This window comes from Streptomyces sp. BV286 (assembly GCF_019090165.1).
In the GTDB taxonomy this organism is placed as follows: Bacteria; Actinomycetota; Actinomycetes; order Streptomycetales; family Streptomycetaceae; genus Streptomyces.
In genome coordinates this window covers 51,416-69,125 of the sequence record NZ_JAHRIB010000004.1, presented here as the reverse complement: position 1 = coordinate 69,125, position 17,710 = coordinate 51,416, and the positions used below count along the sequence as shown (strand labels likewise).

Genomic DNA, 17,710 nt, shown 5'->3' with positions numbered 1-17,710 from the left:
TCTACCGTGGGGTGCGTGATGGACGTACGGCGCGCCGACGAGCGCTACCGCGGAGGCGATCCGGCGGCCGGGATCGACTCCCTGCACGCCTTCTCCTTCGGCCCCCACTACGACCCCGACAACCTCCGCTTCGGCGCGGTCATCGCCTGCAACGAGGAGCGGCTCGCGCCGGGCGCGGGCTTCGACGAGCACCCGCACAGCCACACCGAGATCGTCACCTGGGTCGTCGAGGGCGAACTCACGCACCGGGACACGGCCGGCCACGAGTCGGTCGTACGCCCCGGGGACGTCCAGCGTCTGAGCTCGGCGGGCGGCGTCCGCCACGTCGAACGCAACGACGGCGCCACGCCCCTGCTCTTCGTCCAGATGTGGCTGGCCCCGCTGGAGCCGGGCGGCGATCCCGGGTACGAGGTCGTCCACGGCATCGCCGACTCCACGCCGTACGCGGTGCCGGAGGCGGCCGCCATGCTCCACGTCCGCCGTCTCGCGTCGGGGGAGCGCACGGCGGTGCCGGACGCGCCCTTCGTGTACGCGCACGTCGTACGCGGCGAGGTCCTGCTGGAGAGCTGGGTGCTGAGCCCCGGGGACGCGGCCCGGATCACGGACGCGAAGGACCTGGAGGCGGTGGCCCGGGGCGAGGCGGAGCTGCTGTTCTGGGAGATGACCTAGACGACCTGGGGCGACCCGCAGAACCCCCTGGAGCCCTGGAGCCCGGAGCCCTAGAGCTCGGCCAGCACCGCGTCCGTGAAGGCGGGCCACACCTCGGCCGCCCACGGCCCGAACGCCCGGTCCGTCAGCGCCACGCAGGCCGCGCCCGTGCGGCCGGCGGCCGGGTCGACCCACAGGAACGTGCCGGACTGGCCGAAGTGCCCGAAGGTCCTGGGCGAGGACGAACTCCCCGTCCAGTGTGGCGACTTGGAATCGCGGATCTCGAAGCCGAGGCCCCAGTCGTTGGGGTTCTGGTGCCCGTACCCCGGCAGGACGCCCTTCGTCCCCGGGTACTGCACGGTCATCGCCGCGGCGACCGTCCGCGGGTCGAGCAGCCGTGGCGCCTGCACCTCGGCGGCGAACCGCACCAGATCGTCCACGGTGGAGACGCCGTCCTTGGCGGGCGAGCCGTCGAGGGTCGTCGACGTCATGCCGAGCGGTTCGAGGACCGCCTGCCTCAGGTACTCGGCGAAGGGGATCTCCGTCGCCTTCGCGATGTGGTCGCCCAACTGCTCGAATCCGGCGTTGGAGTACAGCCGCCGCTGCCCGGGCGGAGCCGTCACCCGGTGCTCGTCGAAGGCGAGCCCGCTCGTGTGCGCGAGCAGATGCCGCACGGTCGACCCCTCGGGCCCGGCGGGCTCGTCGAGTTCGACGGCCCCTTCCTCGTACGCGACCAGAGCGGCGTACGCGGCGAGCGGTTTCGTCACGGAGGCGAGCGCGAACCGCTGCGAGGTGGGTCCGTGCGACCCGAGCACGGTGCCGTCCGCCCGCACGACGGCGGCGGCAGCGGTAGGGACGGGCCACTCTGCGATCAGCGCAAGACTCTCCAAGGACATGGGCAAGAGCCTACGACCACGGCGATGAGTGAGGTTCGGGCAGCACCCTGTCTTTCAGGGCGCGGGGAACTGCGCGACCAGCCCCCACCGGCCCGCAGCTCAAAACCGAAGCCGCATCAAGGGATCAGGCGTACGAACAAATCCCATGGACGCATACAGCGGCACGGCCTCCGCCGACGCGGTCAGGTCGATCTGTCCGACCCCCTGTTCCCGGAACCACCGCACCAACTCCTCCATGCAGGCCCGCGCGTACCCCCGCCGCCGCGCGTCCGGGTCGGTGGCGACGCTGAACACGTAGCCGATCCGCCCGTGCGGATTCCCGGCCCGCCCGATCCGGTACTCCAACGTCCCCACCACCAGCGCCCCGAGGGCCCCCGCCCGCTCGGGGTGATCGACGACGAACGCCGCGAAACCCCCGTCGGGATCGGCCAGCCGGCCCCGTACCGTGGCCAGGGACTCGCCGTGCCAGTCGGCGGATGTGTCCGCCCCTGGCTGGGAGTCGATCAGCACCTGCCGCAGGCGGAGCAGTTCCTCGGCGTCCTCGGACACGGCACGACGTACAAGGCTCATGATCGGCACGGTAGTCAGCGCGGCGCCCGGGTGTCGTCGGAATTTCACCGGAATCCGCTTGCTTGGAGTGCACTCCAAGGTTTTAGCGTTGAGGCCATGACGGTGATGGAGACCACGGAGGCCGGGACCGACATCTGTGCCGGTCCGCCCCACACGGAGCGGCGTCCGGACGGCCGGGACCAGTACACGATCAGCGAGGTCGTCGCCTTCACCGGCCTGACGGCCCACACCCTCCGCTGGTACGAGCGGATCGGGCTGATGCCGCACATCGACCGCTCGCACACGGGCCAGCGGCGGTACAGCAACCGCGATCTCGACTGGCTCGACCTCGTCGGCAAACTGCGGCTGACCGGGATGCCGGTCGCCGACATGGTGCGGTACGCGGAGATGGTGCGCGAGGGCGACGACACGTACGCCGACCGCTTCGAGCTCCTGGAGGCGACCCGCCGGGACGTGCGGGCCCGGATCGCCGAGCTCCAGGACACCCTCGCCGTGCTCGACCGGAAGATCAGTTTCTATGCGGACGCCGGGCGGGCCCTGGCGTCGGAGAGGTCTTGATGACGGACAGCAGGATCGCGAAGGCACAGCTCGGTACGGGTGGCCCCGAGGTCGGTGTGCAGGGCCTCGGCTGCATGGGCATGAGCTTCGCGTACGGCCCGACGGACGCCGAGGAGGCGCGGGCCACGCTGGAGCGCGCCCTGGAGCTGGGCGTGACGTTCTACGACACGGCGGACGCGTACGGGCAGGGGGAGAACGAGAAGTTCCTCGCGCCGTTCTTCGGGGCGCACCGCGACGAGGTCGTCATCGCGACGAAGTTCGCCCTGGCGATCCCGCCGGACGACCCGACCCGGCGGATCATCCGCAACGACGCGCCGTACATCCGGCAGGCCGTGGAGGCGAGCCTCAGGCGCCTGGACGTCGAGGTGATCGACCTCTACTACATGCACCGCCGTGACGTGAACATCCCCATCGAGGAGACCGTCGGCGTCATGGCCGAGCTGGTCCGCGAGGGCAAGGTCAAGCAGCTGGGCCTCAGCGAGGTCACGGGCGGCGAACTGCGTGCCGCGCAGGCGGTGCACCCGATCGCGGCCGTCCAGTCCGAGTGGTCGCTGTTCAGCAGGGACATCGAGGCGGGTGTGGTTCCGGTTGCCCGTGAACTGGGCGTGACGCTGGTCCCGTACTCCCCGCTCGGGCGGGGCTTCCTCACCGGCTCCTTCGCGAACGCCGAGAAGGACCTCACCGCCGGTGACTTCCGCCGTCAGCAGCCCCGCTTCACGGGCGACAACGCGGCGGCGAACGCGGCCCTGCTGGAGCCGGTCCGCGCGGTGGCGGGCGCCCACGACGCCTCGGTGGGCCAGATCGCCCTGGCCTGGGTCCACCAGCAGGCGGCGGTGCACGGACTGCCGGTCGTCCCCATCCCGGGCACGCGCAGGCGCACCCGCGTCGAGGAGAACACGGCGGCGGCCCGCATCGAGCTGAGCGAGGCCGACCTGGCCGCACTGGAGCCGATCGCCGCGAAGGTCGCGGGGGACCGCTACGGCGACATGACGTTCACGTCGGCGGGCAGGGAGTAGACCACGTCCCGCGCCCTCGCGGGCGCGGGACGGTGACCTTCACAGCTCGGCCAGCAACTCGGCCTTCTTCGCGGAGTACTCCTCGTCCGTGACGAGCCCCGCCCCGTGCAGCTCGCCGAGATGCCGGATCCGGTCGGCGATGTCGGCCGGGTCCCGCCGGGGCCCCGGGGCCGTGCCGACGGCCGGCACCGAGGAAGAACCTTCGGGCAGCGCCGACGGCCCGCCCGACCGCACCGCGGCCAGGACGGCCGCGGCGAACGGCAGCGACTCGTGGACCGGCCCGTATCCCAGGCCGAAGACGACGGCGGCCGGGTCCTGGTCCGGCTGGGCCGGCTGCGGAACCGCGGCCTCGCGGCGGATGAGCCGCAGATGTCCCTCGAAGACCTCGGACGACCGCCACTCCACCCCGCACAGGTCGGACACGGCGAAGGCCTGGTCACCGGCCTTCCACTTCGCGGAGGAGGCCCCCGTCCAGAACCACCGGAAGGCCACGGACTTCCCGTCGAAGGACGCCTTCCCGTCGTACGCCTTGAACTGCATCGGCGCTTCCGGAGGTTGCACCAGATAGCGCTCGGCCGGGCCCTGGTCCTCGGGCGGCAGCATCGCGCGCAGCTCGTCCGCGTAGTACTCGGCGAGCGTCTCGCGCTCGGCGGGCAGCACAAGGCGGTAGGGGTCGTACGCCTCCTTGAGCTGTCCCGCGGCCGCCTCCATGAGCGGGTCCGCCCCCGGTCTCGGCACGGCACGCAGGACGACCGTCCCGCGCTTGCCGGGCGTCAGCGTCACCGCCGCGATCGCGTCGAGCGGGATGCGGCGCTCGCCGAGCGCCTGGAACAGCCTCGGCGTGCGGATCCCCCGTTCGAAGCGGATGAGCACGGAGTCGGACTCGAACTCCCAGGCGGCATGAAATCCGGCCAGTACGTCACCCATGCGGGCCATCGTATGCGGCATGCGCTTCCTCGTCCCCTCCCTGAGCGGACCGCACTTTCTTCGTTCTCTACGCGCGTCCGACTTCAGCCGTGTCGGACAAACCCTCCCTGCACGCGTCATCCTCGTGTGCGCAGCGAACCGCGCGGTACGCGCCAATACCGATCTCGGCGAAGTTGCGCAGGCTGTCGGTGCCGGGTTCGAAATACCCCGTGTGTCCCTTGGCGCCCCGCGCGGACAGCACGCGCGCGCCGAACGCCGCGGACATGGGGTCGGCGCCGTGACCGAGCCCGCCGACCTCAAGGTGCGGTACGTCCTGGATCCAGTCGTCGGAGTCCCGGACGGCCCACACCCGGGCCGAGGTCCGCAGGTGCGCCACCTTCTCCACCCGCATACCGGGACTGCCCGCCACCGCTATGTCGGAGACCCGGGACGGCAGCGAACGCGCGGCGACACCGCAGACCACCGATCCGTAGCTGTGGCAGTACAGCGCGACGCCCGAGCGGCCGGGCAGTGCCCGTACGAGGGCGCGGAGCCGGACCGCGCCCTCCTCGGCGCGGATGCCGGTGGCGGCGTCCATGCCGAGTCCGCTGGGTGTCGTGTAGTCGGCCCACGCGATCACGGCCGTACGCGTCTGCGGGCTCGCTTCCCGCTCGGCGCGGTACAGCGCCTTGGCCATCCCGACGGGCGCCGTGTACTTGCGCTCGGTGCGCTGGAAGGTCAGCAGGTCGGTGTCGACGCCGGGCACCACGACCGAGACCCGCTCGGCCCTGCCGAGGTTCCCGAAGACCTCCGCGACCCGGCCCGAACCCATCGGGTCGAAGGCGAGGATGTGGCGCTTGCCCGCCATCAGCGCCTCGTACCGGTGCATTCGGCGGCCCGCGTCGTGCTGGCCGGCCGCCGAGAGGCGGTTGTCGCGCATGCGTTTGCGTTCGACCTTGCGTGCCTGGTCGAGGGCGATGCGGTTGGCGCGGTAACGGAGCTTCACCGGCGCCCCGTTCATGTTGCCGACCGCGAGCGGGTAGCGGGCCGCGAGGCGGGCGCGCTGGTGCGCGTCGAGCGAGGCGAAGAACTGGGTCAGCCGGGCGGGCGTCGTCCTGTCCAGGTCCGGCAGCTGGCGTCCGCCTATGTGACCGCGTTCCCAGGCGGACAGAGACGCCGAGAGCGGTGTGGGCGCCCCTCTGTGGTTGCGCACCGCGGTCCAGCCGGTGGTCCCGAGCATCACGAACACCACGGCCAGCGCGAGCAACATGCGCCAGACGTTGAGTTGGGGAGTGGAGTCGAAGGAAGTCACTGAAAGGACACACTAGGAGAACGAGAGTGTCTCGCGTTAACCGAGTGAGGCGGATCACGTTTCCGTCGGGGTATTTGGGGCAAAGTGGACCGACTCCTCACGAGGCGGTCACGGTGTGTGCGCACTTGGGATGATCCGTGCCCATCTGGCCATCACTTTGTGTGTGACCGTAATTACTCCCCGTTCACGGTCTTCTCCCCCTTCTTCATCTCCTCGCCGCTCTCCTTCCTCTCCCCTCTCTCTGCGTGCTCGTCGCCGTGTTCCTCGCCCGTGTGCCAGTTCGCCGCCAACGCGGGTCCCATCTGGTCGAGATAGGAGACGGCCAGCTCGCGCATCGCCACCACGCTGAAGTCCTCGCCCGCGCCCCATGCCCGGCCCGTCAGGCGCATCACGCCCCCGAACAGGGCCACCGCCACCCGCGGCCGCGGATCGGTGTCCACGTCGACGCCCTCACGCTCCGCGATCATCCGGGCGAGCTCCTCCTCCAGCCCCTCGTGACGGCGCAGGTGGGCGGCGAGCAGCGCGGGCGTCGACTCGATCAACTGGAAGGTGCGCATGTGCAGTTCGATCGGGACGACGGCCTCGATGGCCTCCCCGATGGTGTCCCAGCTCGCCAGGACGGCCCGGCGCAGCGCGTCCAAGGGGGGCTCGTGGGGCGGGCGTTGGCGCACCGCGTCGAGGAAGTGGGTCTCCGCGATCTCCTGGACGGCGAAGGCGGCCTCCTCCTTGCCCGCGAAATAGCGGAAGAAGGTCCGCTGGGAGACGTCGACCGTCTCGACGATCTCGTCGACGGTCGTCCGCTCGTAGCCGTTCGTCGTGAACAGCTCCAGGGCGGCCCGTACCAGCGCGTCCCGGGTGCGCTGCTTCTTGCGCTCGCGCAGGCCCGGTCGTGGCGCCGTGTCCATGAGTCCTCTTCTCGTCCTCAGGTGGCACTCAGGTGTCCATCCGTTTAGCGCACCCGCTCCGCGAATGACATGCCAGTTACCGAATTGTGAATTGGTTTGTCAATTGTCAGTGGCTGTCACTAACCTCGAACACATGACTAGTCAGACCACCGTCGACAAGACGGGCCCGGCCGACGAGGCCCCGGCCACAGCCTCCGGTCAGGCCCCGGCCAAGGGGCTGCGCGGACATCCGTGGTACACCCTGATCACCGTGGCGGTCGGCGTCATGATGGTGGCCCTCGACGGCACCATCGTGGCCATCGCGAACCCGGCCATCCAGAAGGACCTCGGCGCCACCTTCGCCGACGTCCAGTGGATCACGAACGGCTACTTCCTCGCGCTCGCGGTCACGCTGATCACGGCGGGCAAGCTCGGTGACCGGTTCGGCCACCGTCAGACCTTCCTCATAGGCGTGGTCGGCTTCGCCGCCGCCTCGGGGGCCATCGGCCTCTCCGACAGCATCGCCTTCGTCGTCGTCTTCCGTGTGCTCCAGGGTCTGTTCGGCGCGCTGCTGATGCCGGCCGCGCTCGGTCTGCTGCGGGCCACCTTCCCGGCCGAGAAGCTGAACATGGCGATCGGCATCTGGGGCATGGTCATCGGCGCCTCCACCGCGGGCGGCCCGATCCTCGGCGGTGTGCTCGTCGAGCACGTCAGCTGGCAGTCCGTCTTCTTCATCAACGTGCCGGTCGGCATCCTCGCGGTCGTCCTCGGTGCGGTGATCCTCACCGACCACCGCGCGGCGAACGCTCCTCGCTCCTTCGACCTGCTCGGCATCGGTCTGCTGTCCGGCGCCATGTTCTGCCTGGTCTGGGCGCTCATCAAGGCCCCGGAGTGGGGCTGGGGAGATGTGCTGACCTGGTCGTTCCTCGGCATCTCCGTCCTCGGTTTCGCCGTGTTCGCGTTCTGGGAGAACAGGGTGCGCGAGCCGCTCATCCCGCTCGGCCTCTTCCGTTCCGTGGCGCTGTCGGCCGGTGTGGTCCTGATGGTGCTCATGGCGATCGCCTTCATGGGCGGCCTGTTCTTCGTCACCTTCTACCTGCAGAACGTGCACGGGATGAGCCCGATCGACGCGGGCCTGCACCTGCTGCCGCTCACCGGCATGATGATCGTCGGCTCCCCGCTGGCCGGCGCGATGATCAGCAAGACGGGCCCGCGGGTTCCGCTCGCGGGAGGCATGGCACTCACCGCCATCGCCATGTTCGGTGTGTCGACGCTGGAGACGGACACGGGCAGCGGGCTCATGTCGATCTGGTTCGCGATGCTCGGTCTCGGCCTCGCGCCGGTCATGGTCGGCGCCACCGAGGTCATCGTGGGCAACGCGCCTATGGAGCTCTCCGGAGTCGCCGGTGGTCTCCAGCAGGCCGCCATGCAGATCGGCGGCAGCCTGGGCACGGCGGTCCTGGGCGCCGTGATGGCCTCCAAGGTCGACACCGACCTCGCGGGCAACTGGGCGGACGCGGGGCTCCCGAAGCTCTCCCCGGAACAGCTCGACCAGGCCGCCGAGGCGGTCCAGGTCGGTGCCCCGCCGGTGGCACCCGGCACCCCGGACGCGGTCGCGGCGAAGATCACGGAGGTCGCGCACGACACGTTCATCTCCGGCATGAGCCTGGCGAGCCTCGTCGCGGCAGGCGTCGCCGTGGTGGCCGTGTTCGTCGCCTTCCTCACGAAGCGGGGCGCCAACGCGGAAGCCGGTGCGGGAGTCGGACACATCTAGTCCGTTCTTCCGTCCGCCGTCCGCGTCATTTCGGGCCTGGCCCCGTCGAGTTCACTCGGCGGGGCTTTCGCCTATCCGAGTGACACCGTCCCATGTGACTTTCATATTGACCGTGCCGCAGGTCAGAGTGCTCTCAACTGATCCGTGCGGAACGGGCAGTTCGGTGAGGACGCGGCGTGCTGCCGGAGGGGGGCAGCGCGCCGCGCGACCGAGAAAAGAGAAGTACGGGTCTGAAGCGACAGGACCGGGGTACCCGCATTCCGAGCCAGAACCGACCGGCATTCGGTCGGCTCAGAGGTCAGGGAGTTGATGATGGCGGGCTTCGGTCACACCACGCGCAAACACCCTCGCTCACGTCGCCGTACGGGGTCACGGAGCGGGCCGGACAGCGCGACGCTCGGAATCATCGGAGTCATCTGCGCAGTCGCCGGATTCTTCGTGCTGGGGATCATCCTCGGCCCCGTGGCGATCGTCTGCGGCTGGCTGGCCATGGGGCGCCGCTGGAACGGCGGCCGCCCCCTGCCGGCGCTGATCGCGCTGGTACTGGGAGTGATTGACACCGTCCTGGCCATCGTCTGGATGGCGGGCACGGCAGGCCCCGGCACCGGAATGTTCTGACCGGGACCACCCAGGACGACGGTTCCCCGCTCCCGTTGAGGGAGGCGGGGAACCGCGCTGTCCGGCCGCAGTACGCCGACCCCCAGCCCCCGACCCGCACCCTCCAGGGGCGCGGGGAACTGCGCGCCCAGCCCCCAACGACCCGCACCCGCCCTGCCGAACCCCCCACCCCCTTCCTTCCGCGTTTCCTTCCGTCCGCTCTCCGGGCATGCCGACGCCCCGCACAGGAAAAGCCGAGGGGGCCGCACAGGAAATGCCGAGGGGGCCGCACAGGAAAAGCCGAAGGGGCGGCGGGCCCCAAGGCCCACCACCCCTCACCGCACTACGGCACCGGCGCGGAGCGCTACGCGTCGCCGCCCGCCGCGCCCGGATCCGCGGCCGCCACGTCCAGCAGCTGGTACCGGTCGATCGCCTGCTTCAGCACCGAACGGTCGACCTTGCCCTCCCGGGCGAGCTCCGTGAGCACCCCCACCACGATCGACTGCGCGTCGATGTGGAAGAACCGCCGGGCGGCGCCCCGCGTGTCGGCGAAGCCGAACCCGTCCGCGCCGAGCGACTGGTAGGTCCCCGGCACCCAGCGCGAGATCTGGTCCGGAACCGACCGCATCCAGTCGGAGACGGCCACGAACGGCCCCTCGGCGCCCGAGAGTTTGCGCGTCACATAGGGAACCCGCTGCTCCTCCTCGGGGTGCAGCAGATTGTGCCGCTCCACCTCGACGGCCTCACGCCGCAGCTCGTTCCAGGAGGTCGCCGACCAGACGTCCGCCCGAACGTTCCACTCCTCGGCGAGGATCCGCTGCGCCTCGACGGCCCACGGCACCGCGACACCGGACGCCATGATCTGCGCCGGGATCGAGCCCGAAGTCCCTGCCGCGAAGCGGTGGATGCCCTTCAGGATGCCGTCGACGTCGACGTCCTCCGGCTCGGCGGGGTGCTGGATCGGCTCGTTGTAGACGGTCAGGTAGTAGAAGACGTCCTCGCCGTGCGGGTGTTCGTCGGACGAGCCGTACATGCGGCGCAGTCCGTCCCGCACGATGTGCGCGATCTCGAAGCCGTAGGCCGGGTCGTACGCGACACAGCCCGGGTTCGTCGAGGCGAGCAGCTGGGAGTGCCCGTCCGCGTGCTGCAGACCCTCACCCGTCAGCGTCGTGCGTCCCGCCGTCGCACCCAGCACGAAACCGCGCGCCAACTGGTCGGCCATCTGCCAGAACTGGTCACCGGTGCGCTGGAAACCGAACATCGAGTAGAAGACGTACACCGGGATGAGCGGCTCGCCGTGCGTCGCGTACGCCGAGCCGGCGGCGATCAGCGAAGCCGTGCAGCCCGCCTCGGAGATGCCGTCGTGCAGCATCTGCCCGGTGGGCGACTCCTTGTACGCGAGGAGCAGATCCCGGTCCACGGCCTCGTACTGCTGCCCGAGCGGGTTGTAGATCTTCGCGCTCGGGAAGAACGAGTCCATGCCGAAGGTGCGGTACTCGTCGGGCGCGATCAGCACGAACCGCTTGCCGATCTCCTTGTCCCGCATGAGGTCCTTCAGGAGCCGTACGAACGCCATGGTCGTGGCGATCGACTGCTGACCCGAGCCCTTCTTCACACTCGCGTACGTCTTGTCCTCGGGCAGCGCGAGCGGCTTCGACCGCACGACACGCGTCGGGACGTACCCGCCGAGCCCCTTGCGGCGGTCGTGCATGTACTGGATCTCCTCCGAGTCCCGGCCCGGGTGGAAGTACGGCGGCACGCCGGACTCCAGCTCCTTGTCGGAGATCGGCAGGTGCAGCCGGTCACGGAAGCCCTTGAGGTCGGCGACCGTCAGCTTCTTCATCTGGTGCGTGGCGTTGCGGCCCTCGAAGTTCGGGCCGAGCGTCCAGCCCTTGACCGTCTGGGCCAGGATCACCGTCGGCTGGCCCTTGTGCTCCTTGGCCGCCGAGAACGCCGCGTACACCTTCTTGTGGTCGTGACCGCCGCGGCCCAGGTGCAGGATCTGGTCGTCGGTCATGTTCTCGACCATCGCGCGCAGCCGGTGGTCGTGACCGAAGAAGTGCTCGCGGATGTACGAGCCCGTCTCGGTGGCGTACGTCTGGAACTGCCCGTCGGGTGTGGTGTTCAGCTGGTTGACCAGCACGCCGTCGCGGTCCTGTGCGAGCAGCGGGTCCCAACTGCGGTCCCACACCAGCTTGATGACGTTCCAGCCGGCGCCGCGGAACTGCGACTCCAGCTCCTGGATGATCTTGCCGTTGCCGCGCACCGGCCCGTCGAGGCGCTGGAGGTTGCAGTTGACGACGAAGGTCAGGTTGTCCAGGCCCTCGCGCGCGGCGATGGACAGCTGGCCGAGCGACTCCGGCTCGTCCATCTCCCCGTCGCCGAGGAACGCCCAGACGTGCGACTTGGAGGTGTCCGCGATGCCGCGCGCCTCCATGTAGCGGTTCATCCGCGCCTGGAAGATCGCACCGAGCGGACCCAGGCCCATGGAGACGGTCGGGAACTCCCAGAAGTCCGGCATCGACCGCGGGTGCGGGTACGAGGACAGCGCGCGCGGGGCCTTCGACTTCTCCTGCCGGAAGGCGTCCAGCTGGCCCTCGTCGAGGCGGTCCAGGAGGAACGCGCGGGCGTAGATGCCGGGGGAGGCGTGCCCCTGGAAGAAGATCTGGTCGCCGCCGTCGCCCTCGTCCTTGCCGCGGAAGAAGTGGTTGAAGCCCACGTCGTAGAGCGAGGCGGAGGACGCGAAGGTGGCGATGTGGCCGCCGACACCGATGCCGGGGCGCTGGGCCCTGGACACCATCACGGCCGCGTTCCAGCGGGTCGCGTTGAGGATCCTGCGCTCGATCTCCTCGTTGCCGGGGAAGAACGGCTCGTCCTTGGTGGCGATGGTGTTGACGTAGTCCGTGCTGCGCATCTCGGGCACGGCCACGCGCTTCTCGCGTGCCCGTTCGATCAGCCGCAGCATGAGGTAACGCGCTCGCTCCCGGCCGCGCTGGTCGACAGCGGCGTCGAGGGAGTCGAGCCACTCCTGTGTCTCTTCGGGATCGAAGTCAGGGACCTGACTCGGAAGGCCGCCAATGATGATCGGGTTGCGATCGGGTCCGGAAGCCACGCTGTTCCTTCGCTCTCGGGGGGCCGCTTCTTCTCGGTTTTTTCTTGGGTTTTTCTCTGGTTTCCTGGGCGTCTGCGCCGTTCCCCATCGTGTACCTCAGGAGCGGAAACGTCATCTCTACCGAGAGGTAACCGACAGGTTCGTCCCGTTCCCCCAAAGGCGGGTCCGGCAAATCGCAACGATACGCCCGACCCGTTACGCGTACCGCAAAGCCATTCGAGTCTCGTACCCTCGTAGGGTTCCGAAATTCGCAAAGCGGGCAGATTGCTGTGGTGTGCGTCACCTGTGGCTGTGATTCCCTGACTGGAGTTGCGGCGACACGGTCGGGATCGTCACCGTTTCGGCGGTCTCGACCGCCGGGTACTTGCGCGATCCGTCCCGCCCGTGTGGACTACGGCCAATGCTTCGCGCACGCGCGTGGCTTGAACTTCCCCAAGGTCTCGGCTTCGCCCGAGCCGGGGAGGACCCCATTACCGAACATGATCAGGAGGCAACCCGTGAGCGCGACCGCGGACCACGCGGAGGAGCGGACGAGCCTGGCCGCCAGGCTGGGATTCCAGCCCGAGCAGGTGGTCCAGGAGATCGGCTTCGACGACGACGTCGACCAGGAGCTCCGCTCGGCCATTGAAGAAGTAATCGGCAGCGAGCTCATGGACGAGGAGTACGACGACGTCGCCGACGCCGTGGTGCTCTGGTTCCGAGACGACGACGGCGACCTGACGGACGCGCTGGTGGATGCCACCACGTACGTCGAAGAGGGCGGCGCCGTCCTGCTGCTGACGCCCAAGACCGGCCGAGACGGTTATGTGGAGCCCAGCGACATCGCCGAAGCTGTGACGACCGCGGGTCTGTCCCAGACCAAGGGCATCAGCGTGGGGAAGGACTGGAGCGGCACGAAGCTGGCGACGCCGAAGACGGCCGCCAAGAAGCGCTGAGGCGCAGCCGAGGCCAGGAGGCCCCCGTCGACATCCGTCGGCGGGGGCCTCGTCCGTCGGCGGGCCCGCCCCGATGGGCCCTCGACGCCGGCGGACGGCCCGGCGGGCCCGCCGGCGGCCCGTGGATCGCCGTGGGTCCCCGGGGGCCGGTCGCGCGGTTTCCGCGCCCCTGACGGGGCCCGGCGGGAGCGCTGCGTAGGGTGGACGTCACCCGAACAGCCCGACGGACCCGACGGAAGGGATGCAGGACCATGGCGATCGAGGTCGGCGACAAGGCCCCGGACTTCGAACTCAGGGACAACCACGGCGCCACCGTGCGGCTCAGCGACTTCCGCGGCGCGAAGAACGTCGTGCTGCTCTTCTACCCCTTCGCCTTCACCGGCGTGTGCACCGGCGAACTGTGCGAGCTGCGCGACAACCTGCCGCGGTTCTCCGACCGGGACACCCAGGTCCTGGCCGTCTCGAACGACTCCATCCACACACTGCGCGTCTTCGCCGAGCAGGAGGGCCTGGAGTACCCGCTCCTGTCCGACTTCTGGCCGCACGGCGAGGTCTCGCGGGCGTACGACGTCTTCGCCGAGGACAAGGGCTGCGCGGTGCGCGGCACCTTCGTCATCGACAAGGAGGGCGTCGTCCGCTGGACCGTCGTCAACGCCCTGCCGGACGCGCGGGACCTCGACGCGTACGTACGGGCGCTCGACGCCCTGTGATCCCGGCGCCGCCGCGCCCGGCGGGCCGGGGATGCCGACACTTCGGGATTCTTCGCGCCCAGGGCCTGCGGTGGCGGGGAACCCGTCACTAGGATCGACACGTTGATCCGATACCAACGCACTACGGGGCTTCCCGCCCCCGGACACCAATGGGAGGACTCGTGGGAGTCAGCCTCAGCAAGGGCGGCAACGTATCGCTGTCGAAGGAGGCCCCGGGCCTGACCGCGGTCATCATCGGTCTGGGGTGGGACATCCGCACCACGACCGGTACGGACTTCGACCTCGACGCAAGCGCCATCCTGACGAACGCGGAGGGCAAGGTCAGCAGTGACGCCAACTTCGTGTTCTTCAACAACCTGAAGAGCCCCGACGGTTCGGTCGAGCACACCGGGGACAACACCACCGGTGAGGGCGAGGGCGACGACGAGCAGATCAAGGTCAACCTCGCCGGGGTCCCGGCCGACATCGAGAAGATCGTCTTCCCGGTGTCGATCTACGACGCCGAGAACCGCCAGCAGTCGTTCGGTCAGGTGCGCAACGCGTTCATCCGCGTCGTGAACCAGGCCGGCGAGGCGGAGCTCGCCCGCTACGACCTTTCCGAGGACGCCTCGACGGAGACCGCGATGGTCTTCGGCGAGCTGTACCGTCACGGCGCGGAGTGGAAGTTCCGCGCCATCGGCCAGGGGTACGCCTCGGGTCTGCGCGGCATCGCGCAGGACTTCGGCGTCAACGTCTGAGCCCTTCGTCCGGGGTCTCTTCCGACCCCGGGCCGCTCCACCACTTCCCGTCCGGCGCCGCACACTCCTAGTGCGGCGCCGGACGTGCTGGACAACCCAATGGCTTCACCGGGGAGGACAAGGAACATGGGCGTCACGCTCGCCAAGGGGGGCAATGTCTCCCTCTCCAAGGCCGCACCGAACCTCACGCAGGTGTTGATCGGGCTCGGCTGGGACGCGCGCTCCACCACCGGAGCCGACTTCGACCTCGATGCCAGCGCACTGCTGTGCAACTCGGGGCGGGTGCTCGGCGACGAGTGGTTCATCTTCTACAACCAGCTCAAGAGCCCGGACGGCTCGGTCGAGCACACCGGGGACAACCTCACGGGTGAGGGCGACGGCGACGACGAGTCGATCCTGATCGACCTCTCGAAGGTGCCGGCCAACGTGGACAAGATCGTCTTCCCGGTCTCGATCCACGACGCCGACAACCGCGGCCAGACCTTCGGTCAGGTCAGCAACGCCTTCATCCGGGTCGTCAACCAGGCCGACGGCCAGGAGCTCGCCCGCTACGACCTCTCCGAGGACGCCTCCACGGAAACCGCGATGATCTTCGGTGAGGTCTACCGCTACGGCGTCGAATGGAAGTTCCGGGCGGTGGGCCAGGGGTACGCCTCCGGACTGCGGGGCATCGCCCTGGACTTCGGGGTCCACGTTTCGTAGAGGCCGGTGTGCGGAAGGCGACCCCTGTGAGTCGGGAGGGTCGGCCGTGGTGTCTCGAAAGTGAGGTGTCCGGAATGGCTGAAGGCGCGTCACCCGCGTTCGGACGCCCTGGACCTGCGACTCTCCGGGGGGACGGGCCCGGCCCGCTCCTCCGGGGAGCCTGCCCTCTAGACTTCGTGGTCAATGTTTCGTAAAGCCGGGTACGGCGGGGGGAAACCCCCTCCGGACTTCGTCCGGGGGTAGCCCCCCATACTCATGATTGGGTAGCCAGTGGTTCTGAAAACCTTCGGCTGGTCGTTCGCGGTCACCGCGCTCGGCCTGGTCGCAGCCGTGCTGATCGGCGGATGGACCGCCTTCGGGATCGTGCTGATCCTGTCCATCCTCGAGATCTCGCTGTCCTTCGACAACGCGGTGGTCAACGCCGGGATCCTGAAGAAGATGAGTGCCTTCTGGCAGAAAATCTTCCTCACCATCGGCATCCTCATCGCCGTCTTCGGAATGCGGCTCGTCTTCCCTGTCGTGATCGTCGCGATCAGCGCCTCACTCGGCCCCATCGAGGCGGTCGACCTGGCACTGAACGACGCGGATCGCTACCAGGAACTCGTCACCGACGCCCACCCGTCGATCGCCGCCTTCGGTGGCATGTTCCTGTTGATGATCTTCCTCGACTTCATCTTCGAGGACCGTGACATCAAGTGGCTCGGCTGGCTGGAGCGCCCGCTCGCCAAGCTCGGCAAGGTCGACATGCTCTCGGCCTGCATCGCGCTGATCATCCTGCTGGTCACCGCGCTGTTCCTCGCCCCGCACGCCCACCTGCATGCCGGTTCCGCCGACAAGACGGAGACGGTGCTGCTCTCCGGCGTCGCCGGCCTCATCACGTACCTGGTCGTCGGCGGCCTCTCCGGATTCTTCGAGAACCGCCTGGAGGAGGCCGAGGAGCGCGAGCACGAGGCCGAGGAGGAGGCCAAGGCCAAGGGCAAGGAGATCTCCGCGGGTGCCATGGTCGGCAAGGCCGCCTTCTTCATGTTCCTCTACCTCGAGGTCCTGGACGCGTCCTTCTCCTTCGACGGTGTCATCGGCGCCTTCGCCATCACCAACGACATCATCCTGATGGCCCTCGGCCTCGGTATCGGTGCCATGTACGTCCGGTCGCTCACCGTCTACCTGGTCCGCCAGGGCACCCTGGACGACTATGTCTACCTGGAGCACGGCGCCCACTACGCGATCGGTGCCCTCGCCGGAATCCTGCTCATCACCATCCGGTTCGAGGTCAACGAGATCGTCACCGGCCTCATCGGTGTCGTCCTGATCGCCTGGTCCTTCTGGTCCTCCGTGCGCCGCAACAAGGCACTGGAGGCCGCCGAGGGAAAAGCTGACGCCTCGGGTGACAAGACAGAGGTCTCGTCCGGGGTGTGACACCGGTCCGTGGGAGGAACGCTCTGTAAGGGGCGGCCGTCGAGGGAATCCTCGCGGCCGCCCCGGCGTATTTCGTCCCCGAAATCTTCGTCGGGGGTCAACAGGCAAGCGTGGGGGCGGGAATGAGTTTCTGGGAAGGCCTGTGGCGCGGGCGGTCGACGCAGTTCGACTCGGGCAGCGCGTCGACCAACGCCATCGAACTGACCAAGCGGAACCACACGATCTCACTCACCAAGCAGGGCGCGGCCACCGGCAACCTCCGCGTCAACCTCTCCTGGCGGATGCGCACCTCCGACATAGGCGGGCCCCAGCGGGAGAGCCTGCTGCGCCACCCCTTCAAGGCGTTCAAGCCGGAAGTGGTGCAGGCGCACACCCAGAGCATGGTCAACGTCGACCTGGACCTGGGCTGCATGTACGAGCTCACGGACGGCACCAAGGGCGTCGTCCAGCCACTGGGCGGCTTCCTGGGCGAGCTCAACGGAGCGCCGTACGTGAAACTCAGCGGCGACGACCGCTTCGGCTCCGGCTCGGGCGAGACGATCTTCGTCAACCTCGATCACCGCGAGGAGATCAAGCGGCTCCTGGTCTTCGTCTACATCTACGACCAGACCCCCGCCTTCGACCGTACGCACGCCATCGTCACCCTGTACCCGAGCAACGGACCCCGGATCGAGATCGGCCTCGACGAGCGCCACTCCCAGGCCAGGTCCTGCGCGGTGGTCATGATCGAGAACGTGAAGAACGAGCTGGTGGTGCGCCGCGAGGTCAAGTTCGTCTACGGCTTCCAGGCCGAGCTCGACCGGCTCTACGGCTGGGGGCTCACCTGGGGGCGCGGCTACAAGGCGAAGGCCGACCGCTGACAGGCGCTGCCACCTGGCTCAGCCGGGGCGCCCCAGCGCCCGGCAGGGCAGGTTCAGCGGCGGCTGCGGGTTCGGTG

17 protein-coding genes are annotated in these 17,710 nt (G+C 69.1%); 11 read left to right on the top strand and 6 right to left on the bottom strand.

Annotated elements, in window-relative coordinates:
* The first annotated feature begins 18 nt into the window (after positions 1-18).
* Positions 19-669: a pirin family protein gene (locus KUF83_RS00655; protein ID WP_217452513.1), complete on the top strand. Its 651-nt coding sequence runs from the start codon at positions 19-21 to the stop codon at positions 667-669.
* A gap of 50 nt (positions 670-719) precedes the next feature.
* Here the strand turns inward: KUF83_RS00655 and KUF83_RS00650 are convergent, their stop codons facing one another.
* Positions 720-1,544, bottom strand: a complete 825-nt coding sequence (locus KUF83_RS00650; protein ID WP_217452491.1) for a serine hydrolase — start codon at positions 1,542-1,544, stop codon at positions 720-722.
* A 99-nt stretch (positions 1,545-1,643) separates the two neighbouring features.
* Positions 1,644-2,114 (bottom strand): GNAT family N-acetyltransferase, encoded by a 471-nt coding sequence (locus KUF83_RS00645; protein WP_217452490.1) that lies wholly within the window; start codon positions 2,112-2,114, stop codon positions 1,644-1,646.
* A gap of 96 nt (positions 2,115-2,210) precedes the next feature.
* On the opposite strand from KUF83_RS00645, the gene KUF83_RS00640 reads away from it, so the two are divergent.
* Both KUF83_RS00640 and KUF83_RS00635 read left to right on the top strand, forming a co-directional pair.
* On the top strand, positions 2,211-2,672 hold the full coding sequence (locus KUF83_RS00640; protein WP_217452489.1) for a MerR family transcriptional regulator: 462 nt from the start codon (positions 2,211-2,213) through the stop codon (positions 2,670-2,672).
* On the top strand, positions 2,672-3,688 hold the full coding sequence (locus KUF83_RS00635; RefSeq protein ID WP_217452488.1) for an aldo/keto reductase: 1,017 nt from the start codon (positions 2,672-2,674) through the stop codon (positions 3,686-3,688). Before KUF83_RS00640 ends, KUF83_RS00635 begins: the two co-directional genes overlap by 1 nt.
* Before the next feature lie 39 nt (positions 3,689-3,727).
* Here the strand turns inward: KUF83_RS00635 and KUF83_RS00630 are convergent, their stop codons facing one another.
* The 3 genes from KUF83_RS00630 to KUF83_RS00620 form a co-directional block, all read right to left on the bottom strand.
* Positions 3,728-4,615 carry a DUF4429 domain-containing protein gene (locus tag KUF83_RS00630; protein ID WP_217452487.1) on the bottom strand — a complete coding sequence of 296 codons (888 nt, stop codon included), beginning with the start codon at positions 4,613-4,615 and terminating at the stop codon, positions 3,728-3,730.
* Positions 4,616-4,682: 67 nt separating this feature from the next.
* On the bottom strand, positions 4,683-5,906 hold the full coding sequence (locus tag KUF83_RS00625) for an alpha/beta hydrolase (RefSeq protein ID WP_217452486.1): 1,224 nt from the start codon (positions 5,904-5,906) through the stop codon (positions 4,683-4,685).
* Between the two features lie 173 nt (positions 5,907-6,079).
* Positions 6,080-6,811, bottom strand: coding sequence for a TetR family transcriptional regulator (locus tag KUF83_RS00620; protein ID WP_217452485.1), 732 nt, complete (start codon positions 6,809-6,811; stop codon positions 6,080-6,082).
* Positions 6,812-6,944: 133 nt separating this feature from the next.
* On the opposite strand from KUF83_RS00620, the gene KUF83_RS00615 reads away from it, so the two are divergent.
* Positions 6,945-8,564: an MFS transporter gene (locus tag KUF83_RS00615; RefSeq protein ID WP_217452484.1), complete on the top strand. Its 1,620-nt coding sequence runs from the start codon at positions 6,945-6,947 to the stop codon at positions 8,562-8,564.
* Positions 8,565-8,873: 309 nt separating this feature from the next.
* Positions 8,874-9,182, top strand: a complete 309-nt coding sequence (locus KUF83_RS00610) for a small hydrophobic protein (RefSeq protein WP_217452483.1) — start codon at positions 8,874-8,876, stop codon at positions 9,180-9,182.
* A gap of 343 nt (positions 9,183-9,525) precedes the next feature.
* On the opposite strand, the gene aceE is transcribed toward KUF83_RS00610, so the two are convergent.
* Complete coding sequence (gene aceE / locus KUF83_RS00605) at positions 9,526-12,273, bottom strand: pyruvate dehydrogenase (acetyl-transferring), homodimeric type (RefSeq protein WP_217452482.1); 2,748 nt, start codon at positions 12,271-12,273, stop codon at positions 9,526-9,528.
* Between the two features lie 497 nt (positions 12,274-12,770).
* On the opposite strand from aceE, the gene KUF83_RS00600 reads away from it, so the two are divergent.
* The 6 genes from KUF83_RS00600 (at position 12,771) to KUF83_RS00575 (ending at position 17,633) form a co-directional block, all read left to right on the top strand.
* Positions 12,771-13,208, top strand: a complete 438-nt coding sequence (locus tag KUF83_RS00600; RefSeq protein WP_055519877.1) for a DUF3052 domain-containing protein — start codon at positions 12,771-12,773, stop codon at positions 13,206-13,208.
* A 251-nt stretch (positions 13,209-13,459) separates the two neighbouring features.
* Positions 13,460-13,918 (top strand): peroxiredoxin, encoded by a 459-nt coding sequence (locus tag KUF83_RS00595; RefSeq protein ID WP_217452481.1) that lies wholly within the window; start codon positions 13,460-13,462, stop codon positions 13,916-13,918.
* A 161-nt stretch (positions 13,919-14,079) separates the two neighbouring features.
* Positions 14,080-14,655: a TerD family protein gene (locus tag KUF83_RS00590; RefSeq protein ID WP_217452480.1), complete on the top strand. Its 576-nt coding sequence runs from the start codon at positions 14,080-14,082 to the stop codon at positions 14,653-14,655.
* A gap of 126 nt (positions 14,656-14,781) precedes the next feature.
* A complete protein-coding gene (locus KUF83_RS00585) occupies positions 14,782-15,357 on the top strand; it encodes a TerD family protein (RefSeq protein ID WP_217452479.1) in 576 nt (191 codons plus the stop codon).
* 270 nt (positions 15,358-15,627) lie between these two features.
* Positions 15,628-16,773 carry a DUF475 domain-containing protein gene (locus KUF83_RS00580; RefSeq protein ID WP_217452478.1) on the top strand — a complete coding sequence of 382 codons (1,146 nt, stop codon included), beginning with the start codon at positions 15,628-15,630 and terminating at the stop codon, positions 16,771-16,773.
* A 122-nt stretch (positions 16,774-16,895) separates the two neighbouring features.
* Complete coding sequence (locus KUF83_RS00575) at positions 16,896-17,633, top strand: Tellurium resistance (RefSeq protein ID WP_217452477.1); 738 nt, start codon at positions 16,896-16,898, stop codon at positions 17,631-17,633.
* Positions 17,634-17,710: the final 77 nt, after the last annotated feature.

Coding starts and splice junctions, on each gene's coding strand:
- KUF83_RS00655 (WP_217452513.1), top strand. CDS start 19: ATGGACGTACGGCGCGCCGACGAGCGCTACCGCGGAGGCGATCCGGCG.
- KUF83_RS00650 (WP_217452491.1), bottom strand. CDS start 1,544: ATGTCCTTGGAGAGTCTTGCGCTGATCGCAGAGTGGCCCGTCCCTACC.
- KUF83_RS00645 (WP_217452490.1), bottom strand. CDS start 2,114: ATGAGCCTTGTACGTCGTGCCGTGTCCGAGGACGCCGAGGAACTGCTC.
- KUF83_RS00640 (WP_217452489.1), top strand. CDS start 2,211: ATGACGGTGATGGAGACCACGGAGGCCGGGACCGACATCTGTGCCGGT.
- KUF83_RS00635 (WP_217452488.1), top strand. CDS start 2,672: ATGACGGACAGCAGGATCGCGAAGGCACAGCTCGGTACGGGTGGCCCC.
- KUF83_RS00630 (WP_217452487.1), bottom strand. CDS start 4,615: ATGGGTGACGTACTGGCCGGATTTCATGCCGCCTGGGAGTTCGAGTCC.
- KUF83_RS00620 (WP_217452485.1), bottom strand. CDS start 6,811: ATGGACACGGCGCCACGACCGGGCCTGCGCGAGCGCAAGAAGCAGCGC.
- KUF83_RS00615 (WP_217452484.1), top strand. CDS start 6,945: ATGACTAGTCAGACCACCGTCGACAAGACGGGCCCGGCCGACGAGGCC.
- KUF83_RS00610 (WP_217452483.1), top strand. CDS start 8,874: ATGATGGCGGGCTTCGGTCACACCACGCGCAAACACCCTCGCTCACGT.
- KUF83_RS00595 (WP_217452481.1), top strand. CDS start 13,460: ATGGCGATCGAGGTCGGCGACAAGGCCCCGGACTTCGAACTCAGGGAC.
- KUF83_RS00585 (WP_217452479.1), top strand. CDS start 14,782: ATGGGCGTCACGCTCGCCAAGGGGGGCAATGTCTCCCTCTCCAAGGCC.
- KUF83_RS00575 (WP_217452477.1), top strand. CDS start 16,896: ATGAGTTTCTGGGAAGGCCTGTGGCGCGGGCGGTCGACGCAGTTCGAC.